General features: G+C 71.2%; 6 protein-coding genes. 2 read left to right on the forward strand and 4 right to left on the reverse strand.

Translation table 11 applies throughout. The features are described 5' to 3' along the window. Positions 1-17: 17 nt before the first annotated feature. Positions 18-617 (reverse strand): GNAT family N-acetyltransferase, encoded by a 600-nt coding sequence (locus O7542_RS05300; RefSeq protein ID WP_210887137.1) that lies wholly within the window; start codon positions 615-617, stop codon positions 18-20. Between the two features lie 153 nt (positions 618-770). On the opposite strand from O7542_RS05300, the gene O7542_RS05305 reads away from it, so the two are divergent. Both O7542_RS05305 and pulA read left to right on the forward strand, forming a co-directional pair. Next, entirely contained in the window at positions 771-1463 is a 693-nt protein-coding gene (locus O7542_RS05305; RefSeq protein ID WP_064445338.1) for a cellulose binding domain-containing protein, read from the forward strand. A 143-nt stretch (positions 1464-1606) separates the two neighbouring features. Next, positions 1607-7105 carry a pullulanase-type alpha-1,6-glucosidase gene (gene pulA / locus O7542_RS05310; protein ID WP_281605780.1) on the forward strand — a complete coding sequence of 1833 codons (5499 nt, stop codon included), beginning with the start codon at positions 1607-1609 and terminating at the stop codon, positions 7103-7105. Positions 7106-7176: 71 nt separating this feature from the next. Here pulA and O7542_RS05315 read toward each other — a convergent pair whose 3' ends face one another. The 3 genes from O7542_RS05315 to O7542_RS05325 all read right to left on the reverse strand — a co-directional run bounded on the left by O7542_RS05315 (position 7177) and on the right by O7542_RS05325 (position 12788). Then, the gene (locus O7542_RS05315) at positions 7177-9027 is read right to left on the reverse strand and encodes a hypothetical protein (protein WP_043329711.1); all 1851 of its coding nucleotides are present in this window, start codon (positions 9025-9027) and stop codon (positions 7177-7179) included. A gap of 291 nt (positions 9028-9318) precedes the next feature. Beyond that, positions 9319-11001 carry a hypothetical protein gene (locus O7542_RS05320; RefSeq protein WP_247677657.1) on the reverse strand — a complete coding sequence of 561 codons (1683 nt, stop codon included), beginning with the start codon at positions 10999-11001 and terminating at the stop codon, positions 9319-9321. 311 nt (positions 11002-11312) lie between these two features. Beyond that, a complete protein-coding gene (locus tag O7542_RS05325; protein ID WP_030504250.1) occupies positions 11313-12788 on the reverse strand; it encodes an aminopeptidase P family protein in 1476 nt (491 codons plus the stop codon). Positions 12789-12815: the final 27 nt, after the last annotated feature.

Genomic DNA, 12815 nt, shown 5'->3' on the forward strand with positions numbered 1-12815 from the left:
GGGCGGGACGATCCCGGTCAGGCCGGGTCGCGCCACATCGGGTAGAGGCTGGGCCCGTCCGGCAGGTCGAGCGTGACCGGGCGGCGCCGGAACCCGAGCCGCTCGTAGAGCGCGGCGTTGCGCGGCGAGCTGGCTTCCAGGTACGCGGCGGAGCCGGCCTGATCCAGCTCGGCCAGCTTGTTACGCAGCAGCGCCGACCCGACGCCCTTGCCGTGATGGTCCGGGTGTACCGCGATGAAGGGCAGGTACCAGTGCGGCTCGCTCGGGTGGCGGGCGCCCATCATCTCGTCGAGCATGCCGAACCGCTTCATGGCCTCGGCGCCGATCGCGGCCTCCATTCCGGCGAACTCGTCGCCCTCCTCGGCCTCGTGGCCGTCGCCGGTGGGCAGCCAGAGCGTGGCGCCCAGGCCGTCGCCCGCGAGGTGGACCTCGCCGGTGCGCAGCGCCAGCGCGACGAACGGCCCGAAGAAGGCGGGATGGACCCGCGCGCGGTGGTCGTCGGCCGGGAAGACCCAGCCGCTCACCGGATCCCGCATGAACGCCTCGGCGAGAATCGCGGTCACGACGGCGGCGTCCGCCGTGGACGCCCGCCGGATGTTGCCCTGCCACTCAGTCACTGGCCATCCGTCCTACCGGCTCGACGAGCCATTGTGGTCATTGATCGGCGTGCAAGGTATCAGGAGTCCGCGCCGTGCGGCAGGCCCGATTCCGGCCGCTCGCCGCGGCCCGGTCCCGGTGGCTACGCTGGCCCGGACCCCGACAGGAGGACCATGTCCCACACGCGTCGCTCCGGCCCGCAGCCCGGGGCCGCCATGACCTCGTCCCCCTGGATCCTCGTCGCCGCCGGCGTGGTCGTGATGGTGGTCCTGTTGGCGGTGGCGCTCGGTTCGGTGCGGGGACGGAGCACGTTCCCGGCGGCCGATCCGCCCGATCCGCTGATGCCGCTGCCGCACGTGCCGCCGACCCCCACGGCGGTCAGCGCCAGCGGTCCGTCGCCGGTCTCCGCCACCGCTCCGGTGTTGCCGGGCCTGTCGCCCCGCTCCACGGAGCTGCCCGCCCGGCCGACGCCGGCCGCGTCGACGCCCAGCCCCCGGGGCGTCGCCCGGCCGGTGCCGCCCCCGTCGTCTCCGCCGCCGGTGGCGCCGCCGTCCGCGGTGACCGGCAGGTACAGCGTGCAGAGCGCCTTCGACGGCGGCTTCATCGGCGAGGTGCTGCTCGTCAACACCGCGCGTTCGCACCGGGGCTGGACGGTGCGCGCGGTCTTCCCCGGCGGAAGGCTGGTCACCGCCTGGGTCGAGGGCGCCGAGCAGGGCGTGTTCCGTTTCGACGACGGCGTCTTCACCTACCGCAGCGGATTCGACCTGGCCCCCGGGCAGTCCCTGGCGGTGCGGTTCCACATCGAGCGGGCGGGCACCCGGCCGGCGAGCTGCACCGTCGACGGCACGCCCTGCGTCGCTCGGTAGAACCCGCGCCCCGGGATCGGGGCGACACGCGTGCACTCTCTTGCAAGGTAACTGCTTTGTTGCAGCATGGTTTGCAAGGTATTGCAGAATATTTCGGCAAGGGCTAGCGTGCGGGCGAATCAGCGACCAGAGAAAGGCCGTCGATGAAACCGCCGCCGATATCCCCCAAGGCGCTGCTCGCCCTGGTCACCTCCCTCGTGCTCGCCGTCGTCGGCGTTCCGGTGGCCCTCCATCAGCTCGGCGACGACGCTCCCGAGCGCGCCGCCACCCCCGACGTCCTCGCCGCCGGCAACGCTCCCCAGTGGAACCACGAGCCCTCGCCCGACGCGCTGCTCGCGGCGAGCCGCAACACCGCCAAGGCCGAGCAGTTCTACTTCGTCCTGCCGGACCGCTTCGCCAACGGCGACAAGCGCAACGACAACGGCGGCCTCACCGGCGGCCGGCTCACCACCGGCCACGACCCGACCGACAAGGGCTTCTACCACGGCGGCGACCTCAAGGGCCTGATCGACCGGATGGACTACATCCAAGGGCTCGGCACCACTGCCATCTGGCTCGCCCCGATCTTCAAGAACCGGCCCGTGCAGGGCACCGGCGCCGACGTCTCGGCCGGCTACCACGGCTACTGGATCACCGACTTCACCCAGGTCGACCCGCACTTCGGCACGAACGCGGAGCTGAAGAAGCTGGTCGACCTCGCCCACCGGCGGGGCATCAAGGTCTACCTCGACATCATCGTGAACCACACCGCCGACGTCATCCGGTACGCCGAGGACAAGTACGGCTACGTGGACAAGAAGACCGCGCCCTACCGCGACGCGCAGGGACGACCCTTCGAGGACCGGAACTACGCCGACGGCACCCGTAAGTTCCCCGCCGTCAACGAGAAGTCGTTCCCGTACACCCCGGTGTTCGCCACCCCCGCCGACGCGAAGGTCAAGGTACCGGCGTGGCTGAACGACCCGACCATGTACCACAACCGCGGTGACTCCACCTTCGCCGGGGAGAACAGCGAGTACGGCGACTTCTCCCGCCTGGACGACCTGTGGACCGAGCGGCCCGAAGTGGTGCGCGGCATGACCGACATCTACGCCGAGTGGATCGGCAAGGCCGGCGTGGACGGGTTCCGCCTCGACACCGTCAAGCACTCGAACCTCGAGTTCTGGCCGCAGTTCGCCCGCGGCATCGACGCCGCCGCGGCGAAGGCCGGCAAGAAGGACTTCTTCATGTTCGGCGAGGTCTACAGCGCCGAACAGGAGATCCAGTCCACCTACGTGCGGCGCGGCGGCCTCCCCGCCACGCTCGACTTCTCGTTCCAGGAGGCGGCACGTGGCTACGCCGCCGCCGACGGCTCGGCCAAGGCGCTCGCCGACGTGTACGCCAAGGACGACCTCTACACCGCGCGGGACACGAACGCCAACCGGCTCACCACGTTCCTCGGCAACCACGACATGGGCCGGATCGGCTCGTTCGTCGCCGCCGGCGGCGGGGACGACGCCGCCCAGCTGACGCGCAGCCGGCTCGCCCACCAGCTCATGTTCCTCACCCGTGGCCAGCCGGTCGTCTACTCCGGCGACGAGCAGGGCTTCACCGGCCCGGGCGGGGACAAGGACGCCCGGCAGGACATGTTCGCCTCCCGGACCGCCGACTACCTCGACGACGACCTGATCGGCACCACCCGCACCCACGCCGTCGACCAGTACGACACCCGCCACCCGCTCTACCGGACCATCGCCGAGCTGGGCGGCCTGCGGGCCGCGCACCCGGCGCTGCGCGACGGCGTCCAGGTCACCCGGCACGCCGCCGACGGTCCCGGCGTCTTCGCGTTCTCCCGCGTCCTGCCCGCCGACCGGATCGAGTACGTGGCGGCGGTGAACAACGCCGCCACCCCGCAAACTGTCACGGTGGACACCTGGTCGGCCGGCGCCCGCTTCACCGGCGTGTACGGCGGCGCCGCAGACGTGACGGCCGCCGCCGACGGCAAGCTGAGCCTCACCGTGCCGGCCATGTCGGCGGTGGTGCTCAAGGCCGACCGGGCCATCCCGCACCCCGGGGCCGCTCCGAAGATCACGATCACCGAGCCGGGTGACGAGCCCGCCCCCGGCAAGGCCACCGTCACCGCCCAGGTCACCGGCGACCCGCTCGCCACCGTCACGTTCGCCGCCCGGGTCGACGGCGGGAAGTGGACGCTGCTGGGCAGCGCGCACCGCGCCCCGTACACCGTGCACCACGACCTCACCGGCCTGCCCGGCGGCACCACTGTCGAGTACAAGGCAGTGGTCCGCGACGGCAAGGGCCGCACCGCCACCGCCCGCGCCACCGGCACCGTCGGCACCCCGGACCGGGGCGAGTCGCGGGACTGGGCGATCGTGCACTACAAGCGCCCGGCCGGCGGGTACGACGACTGGCGGCTCTACGCCTGGGGTGACATCGACCCGGCGTACGTCACCGAGTGGCCCGCCGGGCAGCCGTTCGCCGGCGAGGACTCGTACGGCCGGTTCGCCTGGGTGAAGCTCAAGCCGGGCGCGAAGTCGGTCGGCTTCGTCGTGGTCGACTCCGGCGGCAACAAGGACGTCGCGGCCGACCGCTTCATCGACGTGACCCGGACCGGGGAGGTCTGGGTCAAGCAGGGCGACGCCGAGGTGTACCCGACGCGGCAGGCCGCCACCGGCGAGCCCGACCCGCCGGTGGCGCCGGACACGGCGCTGATCCACTGGCGCAAGGCCGACGGCAACTACGACGGCTGGGGCCTGCACCTGTGGGACGGCGCCGCCAGCCCGACCGACTGGGCCACGCCGCTCAAGCCGGAGAAGATCGACGCCTACGGCGCGGTGTTCCGCGTGCCGCTGAGCGCCGGCGCGACCGGGCTGAGCTACATCGTGCACTCCGGCGACCAGAAGGACCACCCCGAGGACCAGCGGCTCGACTTCGCCACCGCCGGGCGCGAGGTGTGGCTGCTCGCCGGCGTCAAGGGCCGGCTGCTGCCGACCACCACGTCCGGCGCCGCGACCGACATCGACATCACCAGGCAGAAGGCGAACTGGATCGACAGGTCCACAGTCGCCTGGGCCACCGGCCCGACCGACGGCAGGCGGTACGCGCTCGCGGTCGCCCCGGCCGGTGGAATCGGCGTCGCCGACGGCGAGCTGACCGGCACGTACACCGAGTTGCCGCTGCGGGCGCAGCGCAACGGGCTGACCGAGGCGCAACGACAGGCGTACCCCCATCTCTGGGACCGTCGCGCCTTCACGCTCGCGCGCGGCGACCTGGCCAAGGTGCCGGCGGCGCTGCGCGGGCAGCTCGTGGTGACCGAGCGGGACGCCGAGGGCGCCCTGCTCGCCGCCACCGGCGTGCAGATCCCCGGTGTGCTCGACGACGTCTACGCGGCCGCGACCGGCGCGAAACTCGGCCCGACGTTCGCCGGGCGGGTACCCACGCTGGCCGTGTGGGCGCCCACCGCGCAGAAGGTGGCGCTGGAGCTGTTCGACTCGCCCACGGCCGAGCCGACCACTGTGGCGATGCGACGCGACGACCGCACCGGTGTCTGGTCGGTGCGCGGGACGAAGGCGTGGACCGGCCGCTACTACCGCTACCAGGTGCAGGCGTGGCAGCCGGCGACACAGAAGGTGGTCACCGCGTCGGTGACCGACCCGTACTCGGTGGCGCTCGCGCCGAACTCCACGCACAGCCAGATCGTCGACCTGACCGACCCGGCGCTCGCGCCGGCCGGCTGGGTGAACCTGCGCAAGCCGGCCGCCCCGCCGGCGTCGAAGGCCCAGATCACCGAGCTGTCGGTGCGGGACTTCTCCATCGCCGACAACACGGTTCCGGCCGAGCGGCGCGGCACCTACCTGGCGTTCACCGACCCGCAGACGGCGGGCATGAAGCACCTGCGGGCGCTCGGCGACGCCGGGGTCAACTACCTGCACCTGCTGCCCGCGTTCGACTTCGCCACCATCCCGGAGAAGCGGGCCGACCAGGCCCAGCCGGCCTGCGACCTGGCCGCGCTGCCGCCGGACTCCGACCAGCAGCAGAAGTGCGTCGCGGCGGTCGCCGACACCGACGGCTACAACTGGGGGTACGACCCGCTGCACTACACGGTGCCGGAGGGCGGGTACGCCACCGACCCGAACGGCGCCAAGCGCACCACCGAGTTCCGGCAGATGGTCGCCGGGGTGAACAAGGCCGGCCTGCGGGTGGTCATGGACGTGGTCTACAACCACACCTCGGCCGCCGGCGCCGACCCGAAGTCGGTGCTCGACCAGGTGGTGCCGGGCTACTACCACCGGCTCCTCGACGACGGGTCGGTGGCCAACTCGACCTGCTGCGCCAACACCGCCCCGGAGCACGCCATGATGGGCAAGCTCGTGGTGGAGTCGATCGTCACCTGGGCCAGGGCGTACAAGGTCGACGGCTTCCGGTTCGACCTGATGGGCCACCACCCGAAGGCGAACATCCTGGCCGTACGGGCCGCGCTGGACAAGCTCACGCTCGCCCGCGACGGCGTCGACGGCCGGAAGATCCTGCTCTACGGCGAGGGCTGGAACTTCGGCGAGGTCGCCGACGACGCCCGGTTCACCCAGGCCACCCAGATCAACATGGCCGGCACCGGCATCGGCACGTTCAACGACCGGCTCCGCGACGCGGTGCGCGGCGGCGGCCCGTTCGACGCGAACCCGCGCGCGCAGGGCTTCGCCTCCGGCCTCTACACCGACCCGAACGGCGACGAGGTCAACGGCACGGCGGCCGAGCAGCGGGCCCGGCTGCTGCACCAGCACGACCTGATCAAGGTGGGCCTGACCGGTAACCTGCGCGACTACCGGTTCACCGACTCCTCCGGGAAGCGGGTCACCGGCGCGCAGGTCGACTACAAGGGCGCGCCGGCCGGATACACGGCCGCGCCGGGCGAGTCGGTCACCTACGTCGACGCGCACGACAACGAGATCCTGTACGACGCGCTGGCGTACAAGCTGCCGCAGGGGACCTCGGCGCAGGACCGGGCCCGGATGCAGGTGCTCGCGCTGGCGACCACAGCGCTCGGGCAGGGCGCCGGGTTCGTCACCACCGGCTCGGAGCGGCTGCGCTCGAAGTCGCTGGACCGCAACTCGTACAACTCGGGGGACTGGTTCAACCAGATCCGCTGGGACTGCGCCCAGGGCAACGGGTTCGGCGCGGGCCTGCCGCCGGAGGCCGACAACCGCGACAAGTGGTCGTACGCGAAGCCGCTGCTGGCCGACCCGTTGCTGGTGCCGGACTGCGCGGCGGTCGAACTGGCCGACGCCCGGTACGCGGAGCTGCTGCGCGTCCGCCGATCCTCGCCGGTGTTCGGGCTCAGCAGCGCCGAGCAGGTGCAGAAGCGGGTGGCGTTCCCGCTGTCCGGACCGAAGGAGACGCCGGGCGTGCTCACCATGACCCTCGACGCGCGCGGGCTGGACGGGACGTGGAAGTCGGTGACCGTCGTCTTCAACGCCACGCCGGAGACGGCGAAGCAGACGGTCACCGGGCTGCGCGGGGCGAACGTGGCGCTGCATCCCGTGCTGCGGAACTCGGCCGACGCGGCGCTGCGTACCGCCTCGTTCGACCGGGCCGCCGGCACGTTCACCGTGCCCGCGCGCAGCGTGGCGGTGTTCGTCCAGAGCTGACCGGCACGGCCGACCGGCCCCCTGCCACGTCACGTGGCAGGGGGCCGGTCGCGTACCCCTGGACCGTCAGGTCAGTTGAAGCAGTCCTCGACGGTGTTGGCGCAGTTGGTGGGGTCGTTGTTGCTGATGAGGGACTTGTCGTCGAGCTTGACGCGTCCTTCGTTGTTGAGGACGCCGCCGGCGACCCGGTGGAGCTTGCTGGAGTCGGTGGCGGTGTTCTTGGTGACGTGGGTCTTGGTGAGGGTGATCTTGGCCTTGTTGTTGAAGATGCCGCCGCCGTTGAGGGCGGTGTTGGCCTTGATCTCGGTGTCGCGGATGGTGAGGGTGGCGTTGTCGTCCTTGTCGTGCTCGCGGGTGAGGAAGCCGTCCTCGATCTTGATGAGCCACTCACCGTTGTAGATGCCGCCGCCGAAGCGGTTGGCGGTGTTGTCGACGATCTTGCTGTCGGCGATCGTGGCGCTGGCGTGCTCCTTGTCGTTCGGGTAGCCCCAGTGCTTGCCGCCGGTGACCACCACGCCGCCGCCGTTGCCGTCGGCGTGGTTCTTGGCCACGTGCACCTTGTCCAGGTCCAGGTCCGTGTTCTCGGCGTAGACGCCGCCACCGTTCTCGCAGGCGGTGTTGCCCGTGATCGCGGTGAAGGAGACCGTGACGGTGCCGCCGCTGCTGAACAGACCGCCGCCGTTCTTGCCGGCGCGGTTGTCCGACAGGCTGGACTTGATGCCGTCCTTGCCGTGGTCGGAACCGAAGATCTCGACGATCCCGGCCTCGTGGTGCTTCTCCTTCTTGTCGTAGCCCTTCGGCGCGGCCGAGGCCGCCGGGCCGTGCTCGCCGGAGAAGCCGCCGCCGTTGGCGATGCCGCCGCCGTTGCCGCCGGCGGTGTTGTCGTCGACGTGGGTTTCCTCGACCTTGAGGATGCCCTCGTTGAAGATGCCGCCGCCGTCGCCCTGGGCGTGGTTGTTGACGACCTTGCTCTCCTTGAGCCAGGTGCGGCCGTAGTTGGCGACGGCGCCACCGTCGCCCTCGGCGTTGTTGTCGACGAGCTTCACATTGTCCAGGTAGGCGCTGCCGCCGCGCTCGACCAGCAGCGCGCCGCCGTCACCCTCGACCCGCTTGTCGTCGTCCTTGCCGCCGTTCATGCCGTCGGCGACGGGCGTGACAGCGGCGGCCGTGGTCGCCGCGGCCGGAGCCGCGACAGCCGGAGCGGCCGGGGCCGCCACCGCCGGGGCGGCCGCCGGAGCAGCGGCCGGCGGCTGGCCGCCGCCACCCGGGTACTTGAACTCGTTGGCGTTGCCGCCCTTGATTGTGAGGTCCTTGAGGGTGAGGTCGCCGCCGTCGCGGACGCGGAAGATGCGGAAGGTGTCTTCGGCGTCGCGCTTGATGGTGGAGCCGTTGCCCTTGATGGTGACGTCCTGCTTGATCTCGGGCAGGGCGGAGCCGAACTTGCGGTCCTTGACGCCGAGTTCGTAGGTGCAGTTCTCGGCGAGCTTGAGGGTGCCGCCGTGGTCGCGGTTGGCGAGTTCGAGGGCGTCGATCAGGGCGTCGTCGTCGCAGGCGACCTCGCGGGTCTTGCCGTGGTCGTCCTTGCCGTCCTTGCCCCAGTCGCCCTTGTCCGGGCCCCACTCGCCGCGGTCGCGGCCTTCCTGGCCACGGTCCTTGCCGTCCTTGCCGTCCTTGTCGTACCCGTCCCGGCCGTACTCGCCCTTGTCGCCGTGGTCGTCGTCGCTGAGCTGCTGCGTGGTCGACCACTTGACGTCGGCGAGCCGGTGCGGGCCGGTGGCCCCGGTGGTCGCGTAGGCCACGCCGGCGAGGCTGACCGCTCCGGTCAGGCCCACGACGCCCGTGGCGAGCCACATCCGGCGACGCCGGAGCGGGGAGATGGTCTTGCTGGTGGCGTCATTGTTATTGCGAAGGTAGTTGGACATCGGAGCTCTCTGCCCTCTCCTTGTACCTGACAAGGTCGCTTCGCCCTGGCGAGGCGGCCTTCGCTACAAATCGGTTGTAGCTGCTGAGAACGACCGTATGAGAACCTTCTTCGCCTCGTGGCCATATACGAAAAAAACCCGCATAAGGGTGCGGGTGGGATGGGTGGGCGCAGTGCGGTCCGGACGCCCCGGTGGAGGACACCACGGCCAGCCGGGCCGCTCCGAGGTCGGGAGCCCTCCTCCCGCCGTCGCGGCGGAAGGAGGGCGCCCCGGGTTATGTGGTGGAGCGAATCAGTTGAAGCAGTCCTCGACGGTGTTGGCGCAGTTGGTGGGGTCGTTGTTGCTGATGAGGGACTTGTCGTCGAGCTTGACGCGTCCTTCGTTGTTGAGGACGCCGCCGGCGACCCGGTGGAGCTTGCTGGAGTCGGTGGCGGTGTTCTTGGTGACGTGGGTCTTGGTGAGGGTGATCTTGGCCTTGTTGTTGAAGATGCCGCCGCCGTTGAGGGCGGTGTTGGCCTTGATCTCGGTGTCGCGGATGGTGAGGGTGGCGTTGTCGTCCTTGTCGTGCTCGCGGGTGAGGAAGCCGTCCTCGATCTTGATGAGCCACTCACCGTTGTAGATGCCGCCACCGAAGCGGCCGGCCGTGTTGTCCACGACCGCGCTGTCGGCGATCGTGGCGCTGCCCGCGAGGCCGTCCTTCTCGGCGCCGTTGCCGGCCCAGTCGCGCCCGCCGGTCGTCACCACGCCGCCGCCGTTGCCGTCGGCGTGGTTACCCGCCACGTGGACCTTCTCCAGGAGCAGGTCGGTGTTCTCGGCGTAGACGCCGCCACCGTTGTCGCAGGCGACGTTGCCGCCGATCGCGGTGAACGAGACGGTGACCCAGCCGCCGCTGCTGAACAGGCCGCCACCGTTGTGGCCCGCCCGGTTGCGGCTCAGGGTGCTCAACGAGGCGTCCTTGCCCTCGTACGCCCCGGTGATCTCGACCGTGCCGGCGCGGTGCTTGCCGTGCTCACCCTTGTCGGCCTTCGCCGCCGAGGCCAGGTCGACCGGCCCGTCGTGGTGCTCACCGCTGCCGTTGGCGATGCCGCCGCCGTTGCCGCCGGCGGTGTTGTCGTCGACGTGGGTTTCCTCGACCTTGAGGATGCCCTCGTTGAAGATGCCGCCGCCGTCGCCCTGGGCGTGGTTGTTGACGACCTTGCTCTCCTTGAGCCAGGTGCGGCCGTAGTTGGCGACGGCGCCGCCGTCGCCCTCGGCGTTGTTGTCGGTCAGCTTCACGTTGTCCAGGTGCGCGCTGCCGCCGCGCTCGACCAGCAGCGCGCCGCCGTCGCCCTCGACCCGCTTGGCATCCAGCTCGGCCGGGTCGGCCGCCTTCGGCACGGACGGCCCGGGGTACTTGAACTCGTTGGCGTTGCCGCCCTTGATTGTGAGGTCCTTGAGGGTGAGGTCGCCGCCGTCGCGGACGCGGAAGATGCGGAAGGTGTCTTCGGCGTCGCGCTTGATGGTGGAGCCGTTGCCCTTGATGGTGACGTCCTGCTTGATCTCGGGCAGGGCGGAGCCGAACTTGCGGTCCTTGACGCCGAGTTCGTAGGTGCAGTTCTCGGCGAGCTTGAGGGTGCCGCCGTGGTCGCGGTTGGCGAGTTCGAGGGCGTCGATCAGGGCGTCGTCGTCGCAGGCGACCTCGCGGGTCTTGCCGTGGTCGTCCTTGCCCCAGTCGCCCTTGTCCGGGCCCCACTCGCCGCGGTCACGGCCTTCCTGGCCACGGTCCTTGCCGTCCTTGCCGTCCTTGTCGTCGGAGTCGTTGCCGGCGTTCTGGGGAGCGGCGGCGTGGTTGTCCGCCACCGGCTCGGTGCCGGACTTGTCGTCGCGGGCGGCGAGACCGCCCAGCGCCGCCAGCCCGACGACGCCGGTCAGCCCGGCCACGCCGGTGGCGACCCAGAGCGCCCGCCGCTTGCTCGTCCGCGGGGCAGGCGCCATCGGCGCTCCACCGTCGGGTGTCGTTACATCGTTCGACATGAGATGAGAGCCCTTTCGGTTCTTCCCAAACGGGTCGCGCCGCCCCAGGCCGGGCGACCAGCTACAAACCGGTTGTAGCCTCTGATCAGCACCGTATGAGAAGGTTCCTCGCGAGGAAGACGTATCCGAAAAAAGCCCGCATTCCTCCCACGATCGGCGGTCGGTGACCAACCACGTGAGCGGACCGCAACTCCCCCAGACGGCGGCGGGCCCCACCACCTGCCGTGAAGGCGCGGTGGTGGGGCCCGCCGGAAGATCGCGGCCCGCAGGACTCAGCCGGGCAGGCGGGGGCCCGCCTCACGCTGCTCGGCCAGCCAGGTCTCCACCTCGTCGGAGCGCCGCGGCAGACCGGCCGACAGGTTCACCGGACCGTCCGCGGTGACCAGGATGTCGTCCTCGATCCGCACGCCGATGCCCCGCAGCTCCTCGGGGACCATCTCGTCCTCCGGCTGGAAGTAGAGCCCCGGCTCGACGGTCAGCACGTACCCCTCGCCGAGCGGACCCTCCCGGTAGTTCTCCTTGCGCGCGTTGGCGCAGTCGTGCACGTCGATGCCGAGCATGTGGCTGGTGCCGTGCAGCGTCCACCGCCGGTAGACCGTGGAGGCCGGGTCCATCGCCTCGTCCACGCTCACCGGCAGCAGCCCGAGATCCTTCAGCGCCTCGGCCAGCACCCGCATCGAGGCCAGGTGCACGTCCCGGAACGCCACGCCCGGCCGGCACATCTCGATGCCGGCCTGCTGGGCGGCGTACACGGCGTCGTAGACCTGGCGCTGCAGCGGCGTGAACCGGCCGTCGACCGGCAGCACCCGGGTGACGTCGGCGGTGTAGAGGTTGCGGTTCTCCACGCCCATGTCCATCAGCAGCAGGTCACCCGGACGGGTGGCGCCGTGGTTGTGCACCCAGTGCAGGACAGTGGCGTGCTCGCCGGCCCCGACGATCGAGCCGTACCCGACGTCGTTGCCGTCGTGCCGGGCGCGCAGCGCGAAGACGCCCTCCAGCAGCCGCTCGGAGACGCCGCGGTCGGCCGGCAGCGCCCGTGCCACGTCCTCGAAGCCGCGCACCGTGGCGTCGCACGCCTCCTGGAGCTGCGCGATCTCCCACTCGTCCTTGACCAGCTTCAGCTCGGCGATCGCGATGGCCAGTTCCCGGTCGCGGCCGGGCTGACCGTCGGCGCGCGCGCCGTCGTACTGACGCACCGCCGCGTCCACCCGGGCGTCGAAGCCGCGCAGCACCCGGGTACGCCCCGGCGCCAGCTCGGCCAGCGTCGCGTCCAGCTCGCTCAGGTCGGCCGTCGGCAGGCCCAGCTCGGTGGACTTCTCCCGCAGCGTCGGCCGGCGGCCCACCCACAGCTCACCGTGCCGGCTGCGGAAGAACTCGTCGGTCACCCGCGACGACCGGGGCCGCATGAACAGCGTGGACTCGCCACCCGGGCGCAGCACGAGGACGCTGTCCGGCTCCAGGTCGCCGGTCAGGTACGCGAAGTCGCTGCCCGGACGGAACCGGTGCTCGGTGTCGTTGGCGCGTACCTTCTCGTTGCCCGTGGGGATGACCAGCGTCTCGCCCGGGAAGGCCTCGGCCAGCGCGGCCCGCCGCTTGGCGTGGTTGGGCGCCTCCGGGCGCGGGGCGACCGGCAGTTCGGTGTCCCGCCAGCCCTGGCGCATGAACGACAGGAACGCCTCCGGGAAGTCCGGGTCGTGCGACTCCGTACCGTCCGCCGGTTTGCCCTGTCGCGTCCGCTCCTCGGCCATGATCCGTCCCTCCCTGAGCCTCGTCGC

This window comes from Micromonospora sp. WMMC264, from assembly GCF_027497275.1.
GTDB lineage: Bacteria > Actinomycetota > Actinomycetes > Mycobacteriales > Micromonosporaceae > Micromonospora > Micromonospora chalcea.